The organism is Clostridium sp. LY3-2, assembly GCF_024705715.1.
In the GTDB taxonomy this organism is placed as follows: Bacteria; Bacillota; Clostridia; order Clostridiales; family Clostridiaceae; genus Clostridium.
In genome coordinates this window covers 1-19,943 of the sequence record NZ_JAMDLQ010000059.1, presented here as the reverse complement: position 1 = coordinate 19,943, position 19,943 = coordinate 1, and the positions used below count along the sequence as shown (strand labels likewise).

Here is a 19,943-nt window from a genome sequence, read left to right as displayed (position 1 = left end):
CAAACTCATCTACTTCAGTACATTCTTCAACTACAATATCATCTATATTAGCGATTGATTTTATTTTCTCTGGATCATCAATTCCCTTAAAAATAAAAGAGCTACCATTTGGTAACTCTATAGTCATATCAGTTTTATTAACTTTGCATTGTTCATATAGTTTCCAATCACCTAGAACACTTTTGAAAAGCGCAAATATTGACTCTCTAAGGGTATTAGATACTTTTCTTACTACCAAGCACTTTCTATTTCCATACTTTAGATATTTAAAAATCATCTTCTGGACTACAAAATGTGATTTACCTGAACCAGCTCCACCATAAAAAATATTGTATCTCTTTTTATAGTTTTGTAATTCATTTAAGTAAGTCCTATTAAAGCACTTCTTACTAATTTTGAATTTTTCTACTGACAGCCTAATCACCTCCTGTATTTTTTGGCCTTTGTTTTGGAAAAAAATAAATTCTAACCACCACCCAATTTTGAAATTCTAATTAGAAGGGTACGGTACTTTTAATAATGGCTTTATAATTGACTAGATCCTTTATAATTCAAGTCTTATTAGAGCCAAACGTTTATTTATCCAATGGATAGACCTTGTTTTATTTCCCAAACATATTTTTACTCTTTATTTCTCATCTAAATATTTATTTCGCTAAACATAGATTTAGTGGAATAATCACTTATACTACATCACATCATCACAACCTCTGAAACCGTTGGTATATAACGCTTTAGGTAATAATTACCCATAATAAAATTATTTCGTTAAAAACTAAACTACACTTATGCACTCTTTATGCAGTTTAAGCACACTTTTATGCATGAAATTAGTCCTCTAAACTGACTGATATTTCCCTGTTTTCTTGTACTATCTCTTGCTTATCAACCCAACCAAAGTTGTTCTTAAGCGTGAATATAGCACCAACAGAACTATTCTTGTAGAATAAACTTTCCTCGTACTCCATCTCTATTCTAGCCTTAGCTCTTTTTATGGTGTTTATAAACTTTACTTTAGTGTTATCATCCACACTACTTAATCTATCATTCTCAAAGCAATTCTCATACTCTAGTAAAGTCTTTCTAGTAGTATCTAAGTAATAAGCTAATCCACTAATAGTTGGGTATTTCTTTTTATCTTCAACCCATTTAAAATATTCATCAACCTTTTCTTGTAACTCTTCTGGAGATTTAAACTTTAAAGGTCTACCACCTTTATTACTAGCTGTCATATATATTACACCTCACTTTAATATTGTCTTAGTCTATTATGGACTCTTTTATATTTATTTCTATGTTCTCTACACACATTTTCTATATCATCATAAGGATTAATAGTTATTTCTAGTTCCTCACAATTACTGCAGTTACTACATAATGGGTTACTAAATAAACAAGCACATATCATACTATCTATATCACTCTCCCATTTAGTTAGCATTACTATTTTTCTAGACTTAACTTTACTCACTACTATTCACATCCTTACTTGATATATTATTAATAAATAAAAAGCACCTAGATTATTAAAACCTAAGTGCTTAACTAACAGATCCAGGATAATTAACCCTTAAATCTTTGCTTGAATTAAATAATTTACTGGCGGAGAATAAGGGACTCGAACCCTTGCTTGATATTATTTAAATACCAACTGGCTGATTAGCAATCAACTCTCTTGACCAACTTGAGTAATTCTCCACGTTAGCGACCTCTCCACTCCCCTAGTCGCCTTGGTGCTTTCACCCTGATAAGCACTCCACTCTAAGCCTAGTATTTTACGCTGCTTAAACCGTAAGACTTATAGCTACTAGACTAATAATATTAACTCCACTATACCTCGGTTTATTTATATAGCTTCTTAGTTATTATTTAAATATCATCTGGAGGATAAATTTAAATAAAATAAAAAACCAAAGGCTTTAATGCCCTTGGCTTTTATCTCTAGCTTAATTATAACATGGCTTGTTTAATGATTTCACTATCAGAAAACTATCATATTTCTCTAATGCTTCATCTTAATCTATTAATGATAAACTTCTTTTTCATTTGATATATACCATTCAAACATTGATATTTTTGAAATACTTATTTTTGGAATTCGAAGTCATTTAACATTTCTAACATCTTAACAAACTTTTCGTTACATTTATCTTTATGAATCAAATTTGTAATACTTATTACACCTATACTATAATTAGTATGTTTATTAATCAATGCTTTTAAATATATATCTAAAATGTAACTAGATGTTACATTTATATTCCCCAAATATTCCCTAGCGAGTTTTTCTAAGTCATCATTTATATCAAAATTGATTTGTTTTACAAAGTTTTCACCTTCTTCTTTGGTATAATTTTTATTTATTACTCTATTATATATTTCGCCATGTTTAATTTTTAAGTTTATTAAATTAGCTAAAATAAAATTCAAAAAATAATTTTTTGCACCCTTATTTGCAATTAACAACTTTCTAAATTCGTCTGTATTTAAAATAGGAATAATTATTTCAATATAACCCAATGCTTTATTTATATCCCTTAACGAATAACTATCTAAAATCATTAACGCTCTAATAATATCCCCTAAAGAATCTATCCCTTTTCCCTTTATATTTAAACGCTCGATTCTTTGCATGTTAAAACTAATATAATCATTAGTATTAATTGGCATATTAAATTCCAAATCAAAAAATCTCCTTAAGTATCCATCTGCATCCATTCCTTGTCCATATAAACTTTTAACTGAATGAGATAATTGAATTTTATCAACTGATATAACAAATATATAATTTTTTATATTGAAAATATGTTTTGCTGTTTCCAATAGTTCAATCGCAAAATTAGGTCTACACCTATCTATTTCATCTATAAATATTATTACTTTCTTTTTTGTATTTTCTTGATACACTTTTAAACATTTCTTTAATTCTCCCCTATAACTTTTTATATTTACTATATCATCGATAATTTTACCTCCAATTTTTTCCGCTACAACTTCCGATCCTTTTTCTAAATTTGCATTAAGTTCTATATTCTCGAAAGCTCCTCGAGTGACATATTTAATAGCTGCTTTCCCTATTATTGCTCCATATTTTTTTAATCCTTTAGATAGCGAATCTCCAAATTTATCAACATTATTTTTCCTATCATTAATATTTTTATTAAATTCGCTAAATAAAGCTAATGATGCATCTTCTATATAATCATTTTCCCATGCATTAAAATATAAAGTTATAAACTTATCCTCTTCAAGCATTTTTATCCACTTTTTAATAAATGTTGTTTTACCAGTACCCCATGAAGAGTCTATTGCTATTACATTCAAATTATCTCTATTTTCAATTATATTGGTTAAATTTTCAGCAATATTCTTTCTAGCAAAAAAATCTTCTTCATCAAAACCTTTTATATTATCATTCATTATATTCTCTCCCTAACATTTATAATAAAACATTATACCATAATCTTACATATTACATCAAATCAAGACAAAACTCTGATAAAACCTCTTTTTTTCTCCTATAATAAGTCGCTAATGATATATTAATTATCTCACATACATTATTAGTATTAAGGCCCTCATACTTATCTTTTGAATAACTCTCAATTAAAATTGTTCTATCTATATCATTCAAATTATTTAATGCAGCATCCATATAATTAACAAAGGCCCTATGTAATTTTAATCTTCTTTCTAGATCCTGCTTTTCATCTAACAACTCCTCTTTGAGATAATTTTCTTTCCTGCAGCCTGTTGGTCCTGGCATATCAGAATACTCAATTGCTCCCACACCTTCTAATTCATATTGAAGTACCTCTAACTTGTTTTCTATATTAGGAATAGTTCTATTCTTTAATCTATTATATTTCTTTAGCTCGTTTATTACTTTCTTTTCATCCATTGTATCATCTCCTTAAATTAATAAAAAAGACACTCTTTCGAGTGCCTACAAGGGGTGCGTTATATCTGGCGGAGATAGTAGGATTTGAACCTACGACCAATAGATTAACAATCTACTGCTCTACCTCTGAGCTATATCTCCACAAAGAAGGATTTCTCCTTCTTAAAGGGTATTGAGAATATATGAGAGGTTATATGATCATAACCAAAGGGGAACTAAAGGACTTGCACCTTTATCTTACTATTTAGGGGGACAGTAATATTTTACTTAAATTAAGTTCCCATAAGCAAAGCCCTAAAATGAGCTTTGCATTGGAGGCGAATTTCGCAATCCAGTAACCCACAAGACCTTCAACCACTTATAATTATATCACTTTGAAATATTTTTTCAATCCTTTTGAGATTTTTAACTCTTAGTTGTTTATCTATTACTAAAAGCACCATACATTCCGTTTTAATCTTACGATATTTATCTTATCCACACGCCATCAAGCAATTTCATTAAACTGAATTCTTTTTCTTCTGAATTGATTTTAACTTTAATTATCCCTAATCGTTTATCCAGTAATAACTTAAACTTTACATAGTCAAGTTTATGATATTCCAAAACTTTATCTATTTCATCTATTTCTTCTATTAATTTCATTAGTATCTGTGTATGATGATTTTTATTTCCAAATGATGATACTCCACCTATGTTCATATAACATTTGCCTTTCAGTTCAAACCCTGTATTAATATTTAATTTTGTTAGATTATATATATCATCATCATTTTTTATGTTTGGTGATAGATTTGTAAAACCCTCCATTTCATAAAACCCTATTAATTCTAACCAAGAACTCTCTTCTAAGATTTCTAAAAATTTATATGGAGTAAATCCTGATCCCTTAGGGTGTTCTTTTGCATCTATAAAGTATACGTTATCTTTATGTAATACAAAAAACAATAAATAATTTGATCTATTCTTAGACATTTCATTTTTTTCAAACCTTACACTTTTGCTTAAATGTAAATGCCTAATATTCCATATATTTAAAAGGTAATCCCAAGAGTTACTATTAAAAACTCCCTTGCTCAAATTAGACTTAATATCTTCTCCTATCTCAAATTTTTTCTTGAATTCATCAATTTGGTTGATAACATCTTGAGTTAGCTCTCCACTATTAATCTTTTTTGATAAATACTTTGAAATATATACTTTTTTAGCTGTAGTTTGTACTATTTTCTCTAAATAATTAAGTAAATAAATAACTCTTAACTGAAATCTTTCAAAGATTTCAACTTCATCTTTATCTTTATCAAATGATTCAGCAATCTTATTTTCTATTTGTTTGTTTTCACTTTCTAAATTATATTTAATCTCATTATTTGTTAAGTAATCCAAAATTTCAGTAGAAATATCATCATATATATTCTTTTTAGTTTCTCTCATTTTTTAACCTCGCCTTTTAAATTTATACAAATATAACTATCTATATATGTATGAATTATACTCCATATTCAATAAATTGAATATAAATACTAAATATTTTATATTTATTGTAGATTTATGCTATTTATAACTTGAAACTTATTTAACAATATCTATATATTCGTGTAGTACACCATGAATATCAAAATCATCTATGGTATCGAATATTTTAGGTACTCCATATTTGCCGAACTCTGGGAAAATACGAATTGCCCCTTCATTTTCATAAAATACATTGTTAGAACTTTGATAGAAAGTTACTTTTATAAGTAAATTCTTAATTTGAAATGTAATTTGATATCTTTTTACAATTGAACTTAGAGGGATTTTTTTATCCTTCACAACTAATCCACCAGGTGATTGTCTCCATTCTAAATCAGATTCACTTTTGCAAAAAGCTAAATCTATAAACACACCTTCTGGAATATTTCCAGAATATAAAGCAACATAATGTTCATCTGGAACAAGTTGCCTATAATTAGTAGCATTATTTAGTAATATAGCATTCTTAAAAGCCCATTTTGCAACATTAAAGTGATAATCATTAAGAAACTTCAATTCACTTTCAATTTTATCTATATTCATAAGATTAATAATATGTATTTTAACCTCTTCTTCCAATTGACTCATCCACCCATTATTACACCTCTCACATACTAATCCATTTACTAACTTTGAAAAAGAATGCTTTCTATCTGAAATAAGAGTACCATTAAAACTTTCATGAATCATAGTCACATTATTATCATGTATATAAAGTTCTTTTAATAACCATTGTGCAAAAATATGTTCTTTGCTCAATTTAGTCCCATCACAGAAAATACATTTTCTTTTTTTAAACATACTATTCTCCTATACACCAACTAATATTTTTTCCAATAATTAAAATTATATCATATTCTTAATTAACTCTAAAAGAGTTTAAAATACCATTAAAATTTAGATGATTTCGTCATTCCATTCTATTTCTAAGTTATTTATGACATCATTTTTATCACTCACTTAATCGCCTATTGCGAACTAAATTTTATGGTCAACTCTACTGAATAATTTTCTCTGCTATATTACATTTAGAACCTAGCCATTTTAATACTTTCACTAAATTACCTACTTTTGACATTGAGTATAATAATTGATAAAATAAAATCAGCCGAAACACATTGTGTCGCTTGGGAATAGCTACCTAAGCCTGATGAAGGCAGGCTATATTTTAGTTTTAATACTTAATGCTATAAAAATAAGATGGGAGTGTTGCTCTATGACAAAGTTTATAGATTTTGTTACTTTAGTTGTATCTATTACTTTATCTTTTATAGCTATTCCCACTTCTAGGTGTAAATCTACTGATGAGTTTGTGAAAGTCAAACGAAAAGCGGGAATTAAAATTTATTTTCAACCAATATTTCTATCCTTATATATCCTCATACAATCATCTAAAGTCATTGTTTCTTGCTATTGCGAATCTATTTATTACAATATATTTTTTCTAATCTATTAAATTCTTATTAATGCATTACATGCTTTTGCTAAAATTCCACAATCCTCTCTTCTATTGTGGAAAATACCTCCCCCGCATGTTCCTCTTGGTCTTATATCCATTTCACTTAGCACCATTTCCGCACACCTCCTTTTTTAATTAGCTACTTTTTTATTTGCTATAAATTCATTTCTCTTTTTAGATTCAATTCTTTTTAATTGTCTTTCCATCTTCTTAATCTTAATTGATTCTATTTCATCATTATTGACTTCTTTATATTTTTTATAATATTTAAGTACTATCTCAAACTCCGTAAATAGTAAAATACTTGATTCTATATCTTGATTAACTACTGCTAAAGATAATTTTAGAATAGTGCTTATTAGTTTCTCTTCTGAAATGTATGGATCTATTATTATTTTTCTTTCTGATAATTTTCTAAAACTTTCTACCATTTCACTTGAAACCGCTTTAAATAAACAGAATTGTTCTGTCATAACTTCTACATCTGCAATCTCTTCTTTTATATTTTCCAAATCACCTTTAGTGATTCCAACCACTAATTCAGCTAACTCTTGAACTAGTTGATTAGCTTGAGCTTCCTCCCCGTAGTAATCTAATATTTCTTTTAGCTTTTCATCCATATTATTTGTCCTCACTTTCTTCAAACGGTCTATCTTCAATTAACCCCTCGTAAACTAATATGTTTCGAACTTGATAACGCAAAGTATTATAAATCTCACTTGCACTGTTTTCCTTTGAAACAGGTCTAAGTATTGTATGAAAGTCTCGTTCTACACCCTTAATCCTTTTATATAATCTATCCGGAGAATACTCTGCTCTATAAACCTTATTTCTTAAATCCAAATCAAAGTTTTCATTTTCCATAAAAATAAAAAACTCAACTTTATGCCTATTCATATTGGCAAATTCATATTTTAATCTGTTGTAATCTGTTTTTAGTACTTTTTTAAGATAATCTTTACCTAATAGATCTATAATTTCTTGATTTATCTCATTGATATTTGTTTTATTGTCTTTTAAGTTCATTGCAATTTCATCTATACAAAACTTACGCTCAATTACTATGTCATTAGTAAAATATATATCTCTTTTTTGGCCTTCAAATGTACCAATCGGTAAATAGCAGCTATAGTCACCATAATCTAATTTTTGACTTTTAAATGGCCTTTTCTTCTTCTTTAACCAATCAGTAATATGCATATTAGCATTCTCTCTAGAATCAATAAGAACTACCATTTTATCTAGAATTTCTTTTACTTCTTTATCAGTAAACTTATATCTCATCTATTGCCTAATCTCCTTTGAATGTGATTATATCTATCCGCTTCATAAAAAGTTATATCTTGTTTTCTTTTTATCTTTCTATCTCTTAAGTCATTACAAGTTATCCTTGCTAATTCTTTAGGTCCATATGTTTTTAATAAATCCATACTTTTCACCTTCTTTTGTATTATTAAAGGGTGCAAAATCATTTACACCCTCTAAAGAAACTATGCTATTATCTTAATGTTTTGTAATTGCTCCAACTGTTTAACTAAATAGTTTTTAATATTATCTATAGCTGTGTTTCTCCAAGCTCCTCCATCTGCTTCATATATTGCAGCACTAGGACCTTCTTTCATTCTAAAAATAAATTTACTTAATGGTTGCTCTACCTCTGGGAATGTTCTAAATGGAGCTAAGTTAACTGGATTAGGTACAACTGCTTGTCCTACACTAGCTACACCAGTTTTAACTGTTACTTGCTGACTAACACCATCATCCCCTATACTCTTTACTGCTTCATCCTGAATTAGTCCTGTGTATTGTAATAACGCTCTTTTATCACCTATATCTACAAAAGAACTTTGCAGCATAATATTAAATCTTTCAGTATCTATGAATCTATCATAATAGATATTGTCTGGCAGTATAGCTTCTGCTTCTATAAACAATTCTCTGTTCCTATCACTATCTAATGGACTATATAACTTAACTCTATTATGTGATTCTACTTGAATTAATAATTCGCTTTCAATTTTATCAACGTTGTTTTTAATATAATCAACTAAACCTGTTAATGTTGAAACTGTTAATGCTTTTGCTACTGGCTTTCTAACTCTTGTTAAATCAACTTTTGTAAAAGTTCCTTCATCCAATTTAATTATTGGCTCCTCTTCCACACCTATGTTTACTAAGTATTCCATTGCTTCTTTGTTTACCATTTTAAATTCCTTCTTTCATCGTATTATTTTACTAATTTTATCTCTGTTAAATCTATTGTATTTTCTACTCCTGTTGTAAGTATCTCTCCAGTACTTTCATCAACTCTCATAACACTTTGTCCTGGAACTTGTTTTTTATATTCACTTGCTAGTACTCCGCCTTTACCATCTGTGCCAATTACTATTTTTGTTGCTATTGGCTTATTAGGTGCTAATTTAGTTTTAGCAGAAATGGAAACCTCTGCGAGTTCTCTATCTTCCCCACTAACAAATGTTAATTCAAGTGTAAGTTTTCTTTTCTTCTTGTAATCAGTATTAGGATCTGAAATGTTCCCTAATACTTCTTTTAAAGCAAAATCCATCTTTTCTGCTAATGCTCCATCAGCAAATGTTTCTAAGTTTATCATGTTTTCCATATAATTAATCCTCCGCATCTTATATTTATATAATACATCTCTTTGAGATTATTTTCTTTATTTATTTAGTTAATATTTTGTTAATTGTATCTCTTTGAGATTTATAACTCTCTAAAATGGCATGTCTCCATCATCAACAGGTGTCATATCATTATTAAATCCACTATAGTTTGTATTAGTTGAGTTTCCTCCAAAATTATCATTTGAGGAATTATTTCCTTTGCCTCCTACAAACTCAAAACTCTCAACAACAACCTCTGTAGTGTATCTTTTCGAACCGTCCTGTGCATCATAACTCCCAGTTCTAATATTGCCTGTAATTGCAATTTGACTACCTTTTGTTAAGTACTGCGCTATTGTTTCTGCTTGTTTATTAAACGCAATACAGTTAATAAAATCAGCTTCATCTCTTTTAAATTGTCTTGTAACTGCTATAGAAAATTTAGTAACTCCTTTTCCACTTCCTGCAGCAAATCTTAATTCAGGATCTTTTGTTAATCGTCCTATTAGGATAACCTTATTCATAATGTACCTTCTTCCTTCTACATATCTAAATTTCTTAATATTTTAATAGCCTCGTTAAGTTGGTTTGATTTATCTAAACTTGACTCTATCTCAAGATTAATATCATCTCTCTTTTTATTTAATAACTCAATATCTGCCACAAACTTTGATAATTTACCTTCTAATACGCTTGTTATCTTAGTTTCTTTATCTACACAAACTATATCCTGTTTAGTTATTTTCTCACTTAAAGTGTTCTTATCATTTGGCTGTTTCTCAGTTTCAACTTTCTTTTCATCAGAAAATATATACTTTAAAGCTTGGTACACATCATATTTTGTTTCATCTGGATCTTTTATTTTTAACCCACTTTTACTATCCTTCACCTCTTTGAAAATTAATACTATGTCTTTATTTGCTATTTTAGAAAATTTCTTTATTTTTTTAACCTCTCCAACTATTCTTGCTTGTGAAGTTACTCCTTTTTCAAATAGCTCCTCTATTTTATTTACTAACTCTGGTCTTAAATCATCTAACATAAACATCCATTCCTTCCTGTACTCCTCTTTTAATTTATTATCTTTTGATAAAGCATTTCCTAAAACCATAATTTCCTGTAAGTCATTATAGTTGAATATATTTTCTGCTTTAATTGTTATAGCTGCCAACATCCCAGTTTGAAAATTGATTATATTACTTAAACTTATATCTGCAGCTCTTGACTCAACGACTGAATTGATTATTTCTTGTTTTTCTTTACTCAAACTGTTTACCCAAGCAAGATTTCTTTCTTGCTTTCTTTTCTGCTGTCTATTCATCATTTCACCTCAATCTGTAATTATTCTCTCTTCCTCTGATTTCAACTAAGTTACTCTTAGACATCTCTATTAATCTACTTCCAATTGCTTCATCAACGTCTAATAGCCCATTTGTAAACATCTCTGTTGATATAATAATAGGTGCATATTTTAAATATCTATGATTTATTATTTCAAAGACTATGTTTATATCTGTTTCTGAAATCTTCCCTTTAAATAAATCATCAATTAGCAAAACATCAGCATTTTTGTACTTTTCTAACTCACTAGTATATATACTTTCGTTAACCATATTTTGCTTAAGTTTAGTAATAACATCTCTGTAACTCATATAAACTACACTTATATTCTTTTTATTCATCAAGTTATTTGCTAATGCTAACGCTAAATGAGTTTTACCACTACCAGGAGAACCACAAAACATTATTGAGTTACTTCTTTTTCCTCTATTTTCGGAAAAATTTAGATAATAACTTGTAGCAATATCTTTCATAGATCTAACTTCATCGTTCCAAGCAACAAATGTACTAAAACTTTTATCAATATCTTTAAAGTTTATTCCACTTCTTTCAAACAACTCTCTATCTCTTATTAATTTAATGCAATCACATTGAATATAAGTGTTGTCTTTAGTTAGTTGCCATCCAGTCCCCGAACATAAAGGGCACTTTTCTTGCTCTATATCTTTAATCAAGTTCTTCTTCAGCTCTTCTTCGTTCTTCATCTGTAAGCCTGTGTTGTCTTTCTTTAAACTTATCTGCAATGCTTCCAGAATCCTGTTCAATGGATTGTACTCCGTTTGCTCCTTGCACATTAGGTTTTCCTCCTTTATTCCTATAGTTGCCTTCTAAAACCTTTGTAAAATTATTAGGTTTTATAAACCAATCAAAAGTTATTTCAAACTCTTTAATTCTTCCCATAAGAAAATCACTCTTTTGTACTTCATCAATAGCATTTATTATTTCCTCTTCCGAGTACTGCCTTATCCTAGCTTTTAGCATTTTATATCTATTAGTACCCGCATTAATTGTTTTTAAAGTACTAGATAGTCCTATTGAGTTCCATTTTTTTATTAAACGTTGTACGTAAGTACTACATAATATATCTTTAGATATATTCTCTTTATCTCCTTCTCTTTCTTCTTCTCTTTCTCCTTCTAAGGAGCTAACGTTAGCTTTACCGTTAGCCTTACTGTTAGCTTTACTATTTTTATCAGTAAGTTGCTTCTGTTTAGCTCGTCTTTCTCTCATATATTCCTTTTGTCTTTCTCTTCTTTTTTCAATGCTATCTAAATTTTGATGTTTATCCCAATTTGGAATAGTTATAACATTATTTATAATCACTATCATTCCAAACTTTTCAAATGTTTGTAACGCAAACCTAACTGTATTTAATGGTTTTCTAAATATTGTTGCTAACATTTCATCTGTATAATGTATCGTATCATTAAGCATAAACACACCAGAATTATTATTTTTTCCAGCTAAACATAGTAATTTAAACCAAATAACTATTATTGAATCTGAATCAGGCATACTCTCTATTAGAAGTATTTTTTCATCATCAAATATATCTGTAACTATTTTTATCCATTTAACATCTGCCATACTATCACCTCACTAAAAGGGTATTTTAAAGTCATAGCTCTCTGCATAGCTTAAACTTCTCCATAACTCTTTTGTTTCTTCATCATTTAATACTATTTCAGTATCATTTTTGCTAATAATAGTTTCTATATCTCCATTATCCAAAGCTCTTATATTCATATTTGTCATTTAATCACTCCCTACAATCAATCCTGGTGCTGCTATTGAAACCATACATCCTGTTTCTTTCTCTATCTGTGCTTTAAAATACCCTGGATCCGCATTACTTTCACTTAAATGAATAAGTGTTATTTCTTCAATCCCTTTTAAATCCCAACTTTTCAATGTATTTATCAAAGTTTCTAGACTCATATGACTTTTTAATATTCTAGCTCTATATGATGGAATATTCTCTAATTCATTTTCGCTATAGTTACACTCGATTAAAACGTGTTTTAAGCTCTTGAAAGTATACTTAAGGTAATAAGTGTCTGTAGCAAATAAAACCTTTCCTATTGCCTTGTGTTCGATTAAAAACCCTAAATTAGGACAAACACTCTCATCGTTATTAGTGTGATTACATTCAAAGGGTAATATAGTGAATCCCCCTAGAATGAATTTCTTTAATGGTTCTATAATGTTTATTCGCCTCTCGGTAGTTATATCTTTCGCAACATCTGAATTGCAGTAAATATCTAATCCATGTTTTATAGCCTGTCCTATGCTTTTAGAATGGTCTTTATGTCTATGTGATACCAAACACCCTTTAACCATACTCAAATCAAAATTAAGCCCTTTTAATACTTCTTTAAACGGCATTCCAAGTTCAAGCAAGAGAATTTCTTCTCTTGCCTTAACTATATAAGAATTTCCTTTACTTCCACTTGCTAATACTTTAATCATTTATCATACCTTTCGTTCTATAGAATTTAAGCTTTTAAATCAAACATACTTATTTGATTAGTCAATATACCTTTTTGTTCTTTTATTTGATCACTCCTATAAGGTATATCCATATATTCTAAAATATCTTTGTAACCTAATTTGTTTATTACATAATCATATTTCTTAGGTTCTTCAATCTCCATTCTTTGTAATCTGTTAGGTTGCTTCTCCATATGCAATCCAAACAGACACATAAAGCATCCGGTTCTGCTTGCCTTTGTAGTTTTATAAATACCATTTTTATTAATAATTTGACCATATGCTTTACTATAAGTAAGATTATTTTCCACAATATATCTCAATATATCTTGATCTGTCCAAAATCCTAATGGAGTACTTTTACCCTTACCTTTAAACGAATTACATCCATTAACAAGATATGCAGACTCTCTTGTTTGACTATCAGTTGCTTTAGTCCCATATAAATAATGAATTCCACTTTTCCTTGCATAGTCATCAAATGGTTTTTCCTTCATATAATAACAACATTGTTCAGACACTCTGAATGGGCTTTCAACTAACTTAATCCACTTTTTAGGTAATTTATATCTGTCGCACTTATTGCCAGCTCTAGTTATTCCATTGAGTGCTAAGTTCCTACTTGCTTCATTTCTTGGTGTTGGGTTTTGTAATCTCCTAATACTTTTAGCTACCTTCTTAGAACCTATTGGTATTCCAAATTTGTTATTTACTTCAACCATAGAATAAATTGGTTTAAGCTTTATAACATTCTCTGTATTGCTTATTAATTCTTGGTTTTCTTTGCATTCAATTGTAGGCACAGATATCGCCGGAGTCATAGGATAAAGTGATCTGGTTAAATGTAGTAACACTAAGCTATCTAACCCACCACTAAAATTCACTCCTATATTGCCACACCAGAAGTTATACCACTCTGTTATTCTTAACTTAGTTTTTGCTACTTTTATTTCATATGGAAGTTGCTGCAATAATCTCAGATCAATTTTACTTAACTTATTTGTCTTTTCAAAACTCAATAATTATTCCCCCCTTTCAGATTTAAAATCACGTTCATATCTAAAAATCTAGCTCTACCTTGTCCATATTTTCATTATTCATGTCTTTAATTTCTACTTCATCAACCTCTATAATCTCAGTTTCATCATCAAGATCTAAAGGAATTGAATTAGCATTTTCTTTTATTTCTTCCTTAACTTCTGCTTGAGTATTTTCTATAATATCCTCTTCACTATACTCACCAGTTCTATTTATTGATTCAATTAGTACATCCGAATCATCGCTTGTATTAACGAATCTCTTACATGCTCTATTAATTACTGTTTTCTTTGCCATTTCTTCTCCAAAATTTTTATGAGCCTGAGAATTACCTTTAGCTGCACCTTGATTCCAAGCATTTCTTATTTGTTCCATATTCATTACTTCAACATAGTTTTGAGCATCTTCTCTTACTACAATTGCATAAGCACCTAGAATTTTTTTACCTATATTCTCGAATTTTTGTTCATGCTTAACTATTTCAATTAATCCAGTTTCTAAATTAAGCTTGTACTCAAATTCATCACCTTCCCAGATGATGTTTGCAAATACATCTTTAACACCCTTTAACCTTTTTGTTGCTGCAATATTACCTAAGTAGCTTTTCATAAGTTGTAGCTTTCCCCCATAAGGCACAAAATAACATTGCTTTTTAGCTGGACTTAACCCCTGGATAGTCATATCTAATAAAGCGTTACAAATACTTGCTTTAGTGCATGTTTGTAATACTGGTTGTTTATTTTTATCAACTGTTTCTGTTAGTATTAATTGAGCTGATTTTAATGCATTAGCATAGTTATAGTTTGGTGGAAATGCTATATCTCCACCTTTTTCAAATTCTTTTATTCTTACTAATACACTATCAGTAATGTTGTTTTGTTGTTTAGTTTGTAATTGTTTATTATCTGTCATTTAATTTTCCTCACTCTCTTTAGTCATTCTTTCAATTGCAGCATTTAATATCATTCCTATACTTGCTATTTCAACATCATTTAAATGTGGTCCTATTACTCTTATTGTTTCTAGTAGTGTTCTTACCTTTGCTAAATTACCCATTAGTCAATCACCTCTATTTCTAAGTTTGGATCTTTACTTACACTTAAGTTAATTAATTGACTTTCAACTGGAATTATCTCATTTACACTTTCCCTATTATCTATAAAAATTGGAGCTTGTACGCCATAATGATTACTTAATGTATTAATAACCTCTAATCCTGCATTTATTTGACTAGCGCTATTTGCTGATGAGTATGGAACTCCATCAATTAAAATCTCGCAAGTTTCTTCAAGCCCTCCGTTTATTAGATCATTAAACAGTTTAAACTTAAGTGTTTTAAATTTGTTATTTATCAAGCCTTCTGATAATTCAACCTTAGTTCTTATAAATTCCTCACATAAAAATATTTGGCCTTCCTGTTCTGCTAACTTAACTGAAAGATTCTTTTCTTCCTCTTCAAGTTCTTCTATCCTACTCTTTAATTTCAAGTTATTTGCTTTAGCATTAAGCCTTGTTTTGACCTCATCTAATTTTGCAATAGTTTGCTGCTTAGTAGCTTTTAACTCTAAATTATTATCTATTTTGAAGTTTGCTATATCTTTATTTGTCTCCTCTATCTCTTTCTCTAGTTGAACTTTTCCTTCAAAGTCAATATCATTATTTACACTAAAATTGCTTATTTTAATTTCTAGCTCTCTTATTTCTTTTTCTAAACTATATTTTTCTTCTGTTGATACCTCTAACTCACTATTTATTTTTGTTATATAATTTTCCTTTTCATTAACCTCTTCTTCGAGTTCTTTAATTTTGTTTTTCAATGCCTTTCCTTCAGCATTTATTTTTTCTTTCTTTCTAACAAGATCTAGATTAAAGTTCTCTTCTAATCTATTTTTAATATCCTCTTTATTTTCTAGTTCTCTTTTACAAGTTGGGCATATAGTCTGATTTACATCTAACGTAAAGCTCTCATTAGCTAACTTTCTAAAGCTATCTCTTAGCTCTGAAACTTTCTCATTATAAATTGTTATTTTACTCTCTATAAGTGCCTTATCTTTTGAAAGGAATTTTATTTGTGATTCCTTATCTCTAAGTAGATAATTAACTTCATTTATCTTATTTGTTTTTTCTTGTAGTTCTCTCTTAAGATTATCTAGTGGCTTTGATGCTATTAGTCTTGCGTGATTGACCTTATCTTGTAACTCTTGTTTTAAGTCATAAAGGTGCTGCTTATGTTTCATAAGTATTTCATTTCCCTTACTGCTATCCTCAAGCTGCAGCTCTATATCTTCTATTTCCTTTTCAAGCCTAGCCTTCTGTAATTCTAGTTCTTGAAAATTTTCAGATGAAATATTGTTGTTACATTCATCTATTCTGAATGGTATTTGATTTATTTTATCTTTTAGCTTACTCATTGTTACTTTTGTACGAGTCATATGATTCTCAACTGTATCTTCATATTTACCTTTTAATCCAGATAAGCTCTCACTATAATTGATTACTTTTTCATCATCTATAGTTCCAATTATTTCTTGAATTATTTCACGTTGCTCTTTCCACTTTAAACTAGCGAAATAATGTGGGTTCGTTATTAACTTAAATAGCTTCTCATCCAATATTGATTTAATTTCAGCTTCATACTCTGATTTCTTAACTGGAATTTCATTGATACTATAAATAGTTTCATGCCCTGAAAGAGTTTTAGTTGCCATACCTCTTTGTTTAGTCCACTTTTCTTTATAAATTTTTGATAATCTTAATTCTCTATCATCAACATTTAATGTACCTTCAACACTATGCTCTAACCCATGAAATGGCTGTCCAGTTTTATCAAATGTTTTTATATCAAAGTTCTTTTGATCCATACTATTTTTATCAAATAGTAACCAATGGAATGCATCAACGACCGTAGACTTACCAGCTCCATTTTCTCCTTTTATGTTAGTTTTGTTTCCAAAATCTATTTTTAGAGATTTTATTCCTTTAAAATTCTTTAAACTTAATTCTGATAATGTTATTTTCAATTTTAATTCTCCTTTTCTTTTCTCATTATTTCTTCTAAAGTTACTATTCCTTTTCCTACTAAAATTCCTTTTAGAAAATTTGTTATATCCTTTAATGCTTGTTTATCTAACTTGTGCAATGCTTCTGAATATTTGATTACTTCTAATTCATCTTTTTCCCTACCCATTTAATCCTCCTTATATCTCAACCTCCTTATTTAATATTGCTTTGAGATATTAAATGTTATATAATTATCTCTAATGGAGGTATTATTATGAATACTAGACTTAAAGAAATACGAAAAGCCCTTGAATTAACTCAATCTGAGTTTGCTAAAAAACTTAATCTTAGCCAAAACCATATTTCATCTTTAGAAAATGGTTCAAGAGCTATTACAACTAGAATTTCACTTGACTTAGAAAGAATATTTAATGTAAATATAAACTTCCTTGAAACTGGTTCTGGTGATATGTTTATTGAACCAAAAACGTTAATAAATGAAGATACTAAAGAATTACTTCATCTTTACAATTTGGCTGATAATGAAACAAAACACCTTATCAAAGCTTTATTAAAAAAGTCTATACGTGATTTCTAAGTATTGTATTTTAAATAATTTTCTTTTATAATTATTTTGGTTTCTTTCAGTAGTGAGTTACTGAATCTTTGGCTGTTCTGTTTTCTTGGTCGTTAGCAGAGCAGCCTTTTTATATAGTTCTTTTCCTAATGATAAGTTTCTTTCAAACTCATTTATGTTCATGGAAAACTCCTCAATAGCTATTGCAATCTCTAATGCAACTATATCCATAAGATTTTCTCCTTTCTAAATATATCTTTTTACTAAATTCATACTTCTGTTGCATATAAGTAAAAACTCTTTAGGCCCAGTACATTTATTAAATTTAATTTTATTAAACTTAATATCCTCTTCTGTAATTTTTAAAATTATTTCAAATTCCTCTTTTGTAGTTGTTTGCTTTAATTTATCTAAGTATTTTAAAAGCATAATTTTCTCCTCATTAATCTCAGAATTCATAATCTTATTATTTAAAAAGCAGTTTGATTATCATAAAACTTTATAACCCGAATATATATAAACTAGAAAGTATACACTTTTTTCGCTATTAGGTTTATAAGGCTTGTCCAGCCTTATTTATCTTTTGCGCCTTGTTATAGTAACTCCACATCCAGGGGTAAGAACATTTTCTTCCCCTTCTTCTTCACATCTTTTTAAAATATGGAGTGCTATCTTTTTCATTACTTCATCAAGTCTTTTTTTGTTTTCTGCTTTTTCCTCTTCTGAGATGTTTTCAGGCATAATAATAATTGAATGTCCTTTTGCCATTTTAATCACCTCTGTATATTTTTATTCTGCTTGTCCACTTTTATGCTTATTTTAATTAGCTACAATTTGTTTCCAATTTACATATTTACATATAGTTCTTTGTTTTAATTTTCCATAAACACTATAATTAAATTATCAGTTCTTAAAAGCTGAAATAATTATGAAAGGTAGTGATATTATGAAACGTGTATATGCATGTCTGCTTGGAAATTGGACTGATATAACTGATACTGGTCTACTTCATAAGCGCAAACCCTTAGTATATGTTGATGAAGAAATTCAAGATATGTTTAAATATGACTACATAAATGTAGAATATGATAATAAAAACTATCGAATTCATCCATCATTAATTCAAGTTGTTAGTGATTAACTTCTTGATTTAAAATTTCTTTGAAGGAATTCCTTTTTTGAAAAACAGTTTTGTTTGCTTGACTTTTAAATTCTCTATCTATGCAAATTTTTAACTGTTCCCATTTATACAAAGGCATTCCATCAAGTAAATTTAACAACTGCTCTTGAACTGATACTTCTTGAGCAGTACTTTTTAACGCTTGTCCACATATAGGACAACAATTTTCATTTACTTTTAAACTTTCATTCTTACTTATTGAACAATTAAGTTTATCCATCTCAACTCATCCTTTCTTCTCATATTTCTTAAAATCTTTAAGCACACTCTTTTAATAGTCTTTCTATTATATAGACTTGTCCTTTACCAGTTACCCTTGTAGTAAACTTGGTTTCTACTCCAAAACTCCTTTGAACAACAAACTCTGCTTTTTCAAATAGTCCTTGTTCTAATGCTCTTTGCATTGGTTTGGTTGAACCTTTTTGAATAAGTCCCCACTCCCTAAGTTTGTTCCAAAGCCTTTTCTCTCCTATTTTTATATTTTGTTTAGTTGCCAAGTGGGCTACATCTCTAACTAAAATAGAATTTGAACTTGATGATATTTGATTTAAAAATCTATTCTTTTCTTCAAGTTCTTTTTGTATGATTTCATTTTGGCTTTTCAAATCAAGTATCATAGCTTGTTTTACTTCTTCTGAAAATGAAGGAAAATAATTTTTTATAAATTCAACCTCATTCTTAACTGCTCCTCCAGTAGCTCGTATTTGTTTAAGTATTTTCTTAACTTCTTTTTTAAATTGTTTTCCGCAAGCTATAGCGTCTTCAAATAGTCTAGTAAATTTTTTCTTTATAAATCCCTTATCCTTTGAATAAAAGTAAGA

29 protein-coding genes and 2 tRNA genes are annotated in these 19,943 nt (G+C 28.7%); 1 reads left to right on the top strand and 30 read right to left on the bottom strand.

Annotated features, from left to right (window positions below):
- From M4I33_RS15775 to M4I33_RS15655, 25 genes are all read right to left on the bottom strand, one after another.
- On the bottom strand, nt 1-424 hold a 424-nt coding region (locus tag M4I33_RS15775), incomplete at its 3' end, for a phage terminase large subunit (protein ID WP_374707720.1).
- A gap of 406 nt (nt 425-830) precedes the next feature.
- Nucleotides 831-1,232 carry a DNA-packaging protein gene (locus M4I33_RS15770; protein ID WP_257917709.1) on the bottom strand — a complete coding sequence of 134 codons (402 nt, stop codon included), beginning with the start codon at nt 1,230-1,232 and terminating at the stop codon, nt 831-833.
- A gap of 17 nt (nt 1,233-1,249) precedes the next feature.
- On the bottom strand, nt 1,250-1,471 hold the full coding sequence (locus M4I33_RS15765; protein WP_257917708.1) for a hypothetical protein: 222 nt from the start codon (nt 1,469-1,471) through the stop codon (nt 1,250-1,252).
- 129 nt (nt 1,472-1,600) lie between these two features.
- A tRNA-Ser gene (locus tag M4I33_RS15760) sits at nt 1,601-1,698 on the bottom strand.
- A gap of 387 nt (nt 1,699-2,085) precedes the next feature.
- Nucleotides 2,086-3,420, bottom strand: a complete 1,335-nt coding sequence (locus tag M4I33_RS15755; protein ID WP_257917707.1) for a KAP family NTPase — start codon at nt 3,418-3,420, stop codon at nt 2,086-2,088.
- Nucleotides 3,421-3,472: 52 nt separating this feature from the next.
- Nucleotides 3,473-3,901, bottom strand: coding sequence for a hypothetical protein (locus M4I33_RS15750; protein WP_257917706.1), 429 nt, complete (start codon nt 3,899-3,901; stop codon nt 3,473-3,475).
- A gap of 66 nt (nt 3,902-3,967) precedes the next feature.
- Nucleotides 3,968-4,042, bottom strand: a tRNA-Asn gene (locus tag M4I33_RS15745).
- Nucleotides 4,043-4,369: 327 nt separating this feature from the next.
- Nucleotides 4,370-5,335: a hypothetical protein gene (locus M4I33_RS15740; RefSeq protein ID WP_257917705.1), complete on the bottom strand. Its 966-nt coding sequence runs from the start codon at nt 5,333-5,335 to the stop codon at nt 4,370-4,372.
- 138 nt (nt 5,336-5,473) lie between these two features.
- Nucleotides 5,474-6,175, bottom strand: a complete 702-nt coding sequence (locus M4I33_RS15735) for a hypothetical protein (protein WP_257917704.1) — start codon at nt 6,173-6,175, stop codon at nt 5,474-5,476.
- An 831-nt stretch (nt 6,176-7,006) separates the two neighbouring features.
- The gene (locus M4I33_RS15730) at nt 7,007-7,495 is read right to left on the bottom strand and encodes a hypothetical protein (RefSeq protein ID WP_257917703.1); all 489 of its coding nucleotides are present in this window, start codon (nt 7,493-7,495) and stop codon (nt 7,007-7,009) included.
- A gap of 1 nt (nt 7,496) precedes the next feature.
- A complete protein-coding gene (locus tag M4I33_RS15725; protein ID WP_257917702.1) occupies nt 7,497-8,159 on the bottom strand; it encodes an ERCC4-type nuclease in 663 nt (220 codons plus the stop codon).
- Nucleotides 8,156-8,305 (bottom strand): hypothetical protein, encoded by a 150-nt coding sequence (locus M4I33_RS15720; protein WP_257917701.1) that lies wholly within the window; start codon nt 8,303-8,305, stop codon nt 8,156-8,158. Before M4I33_RS15720 ends, M4I33_RS15725 begins: the two co-directional genes overlap by 4 nt.
- A gap of 60 nt (nt 8,306-8,365) precedes the next feature.
- Nucleotides 8,366-9,079 (bottom strand): hypothetical protein, encoded by a 714-nt coding sequence (locus tag M4I33_RS15715; protein WP_257917700.1) that lies wholly within the window; start codon nt 9,077-9,079, stop codon nt 8,366-8,368.
- Nucleotides 9,080-9,102: 23 nt separating this feature from the next.
- Complete coding sequence (locus M4I33_RS15710; RefSeq protein WP_257917699.1) at nt 9,103-9,495, bottom strand: replication terminator protein; 393 nt, start codon at nt 9,493-9,495, stop codon at nt 9,103-9,105.
- A 111-nt stretch (nt 9,496-9,606) separates the two neighbouring features.
- A complete protein-coding gene (locus M4I33_RS15705; protein WP_257917698.1) occupies nt 9,607-10,020 on the bottom strand; it encodes a single-stranded DNA-binding protein in 414 nt (137 codons plus the stop codon).
- 17 nt (nt 10,021-10,037) lie between these two features.
- Nucleotides 10,038-10,817, bottom strand: a complete 780-nt coding sequence (locus tag M4I33_RS15700) for a hypothetical protein (protein WP_257917697.1) — start codon at nt 10,815-10,817, stop codon at nt 10,038-10,040.
- Nucleotides 10,818-10,821: 4 nt separating this feature from the next.
- Nucleotides 10,822-11,541 (bottom strand): ATP-binding protein, encoded by a 720-nt coding sequence (locus tag M4I33_RS15695; protein ID WP_257917696.1) that lies wholly within the window; start codon nt 11,539-11,541, stop codon nt 10,822-10,824.
- On the bottom strand, nt 11,504-12,424 hold the full coding sequence (locus M4I33_RS15690) for a phage replisome organizer N-terminal domain-containing protein (protein WP_257917695.1): 921 nt from the start codon (nt 12,422-12,424) through the stop codon (nt 11,504-11,506). Before M4I33_RS15690 ends, M4I33_RS15695 begins: the two co-directional genes overlap by 38 nt.
- 12 nt (nt 12,425-12,436) lie before the next feature.
- Nucleotides 12,437-12,592, bottom strand: coding sequence for a hypothetical protein (locus M4I33_RS15685; RefSeq protein WP_257917694.1), 156 nt, complete (start codon nt 12,590-12,592; stop codon nt 12,437-12,439).
- On the bottom strand, nt 12,593-13,306 hold the full coding sequence (locus tag M4I33_RS15680) for an MBL fold metallo-hydrolase (RefSeq protein ID WP_257917693.1): 714 nt from the start codon (nt 13,304-13,306) through the stop codon (nt 12,593-12,595). It abuts the gene before it with no gap.
- Nucleotides 13,307-13,332: 26 nt separating this feature from the next.
- The gene (locus tag M4I33_RS15675) at nt 13,333-14,346 is read right to left on the bottom strand and encodes a phosphoadenosine phosphosulfate reductase family protein (protein ID WP_257917692.1); all 1,014 of its coding nucleotides are present in this window, start codon (nt 14,344-14,346) and stop codon (nt 13,333-13,335) included.
- Nucleotides 14,347-14,386: 40 nt separating this feature from the next.
- Complete coding sequence (locus tag M4I33_RS15670) at nt 14,387-15,277, bottom strand: recombinase RecT (RefSeq protein ID WP_257917691.1); 891 nt, start codon at nt 15,275-15,277, stop codon at nt 14,387-14,389.
- Nucleotides 15,278-15,421 carry a hypothetical protein gene (locus M4I33_RS15665; protein ID WP_257917690.1) on the bottom strand — a complete coding sequence of 48 codons (144 nt, stop codon included), beginning with the start codon at nt 15,419-15,421 and terminating at the stop codon, nt 15,278-15,280.
- Nucleotides 15,421-17,385: an AAA family ATPase gene (locus M4I33_RS15660; protein ID WP_257917689.1), complete on the bottom strand. Its 1,965-nt coding sequence runs from the start codon at nt 17,383-17,385 to the stop codon at nt 15,421-15,423. The genes M4I33_RS15665 and M4I33_RS15660 overlap by 1 nt, the downstream gene beginning before the upstream one ends.
- Nucleotides 17,386-17,387: 2 nt before the next feature.
- Nucleotides 17,388-17,552, bottom strand: a complete 165-nt coding sequence (locus M4I33_RS15655; protein ID WP_257917688.1) for a hypothetical protein — start codon at nt 17,550-17,552, stop codon at nt 17,388-17,390.
- A gap of 87 nt (nt 17,553-17,639) precedes the next feature.
- Here M4I33_RS15655 and M4I33_RS15650 point away from each other — a divergent pair, with 87 nt between their 5' ends.
- The gene (locus tag M4I33_RS15650) at nt 17,640-17,963 is read left to right on the top strand and encodes a helix-turn-helix transcriptional regulator (RefSeq protein ID WP_257917687.1); all 324 of its coding nucleotides are present in this window, start codon (nt 17,640-17,642) and stop codon (nt 17,961-17,963) included.
- A 57-nt stretch (nt 17,964-18,020) separates the two neighbouring features.
- Here the strand turns inward: M4I33_RS15650 and M4I33_RS15645 are convergent, their stop codons facing one another.
- From M4I33_RS15645 to M4I33_RS15625, 5 genes are all read right to left on the bottom strand, one after another.
- Nucleotides 18,021-18,173: a hypothetical protein gene (locus M4I33_RS15645; protein ID WP_257917686.1), complete on the bottom strand. Its 153-nt coding sequence runs from the start codon at nt 18,171-18,173 to the stop codon at nt 18,021-18,023.
- Between the two features lie 15 nt (nt 18,174-18,188).
- A complete protein-coding gene (locus M4I33_RS15640) occupies nt 18,189-18,371 on the bottom strand; it encodes a hypothetical protein (protein WP_257917685.1) in 183 nt (60 codons plus the stop codon).
- A 147-nt stretch (nt 18,372-18,518) separates the two neighbouring features.
- Entirely contained in the window at nt 18,519-18,710 is a 192-nt protein-coding gene (locus M4I33_RS15635; protein WP_257917684.1) for a hypothetical protein, read from the bottom strand.
- A 362-nt stretch (nt 18,711-19,072) separates the two neighbouring features.
- Nucleotides 19,073-19,342: a hypothetical protein gene (locus tag M4I33_RS15630; protein ID WP_257917683.1), complete on the bottom strand. Its 270-nt coding sequence runs from the start codon at nt 19,340-19,342 to the stop codon at nt 19,073-19,075.
- Between the two features lie 37 nt (nt 19,343-19,379).
- Nucleotides 19,380-19,943: phage antirepressor KilAC domain-containing protein (locus M4I33_RS15625; protein ID WP_257917682.1), on the bottom strand; the 564-nt coding region annotated here is incomplete at its 5' end.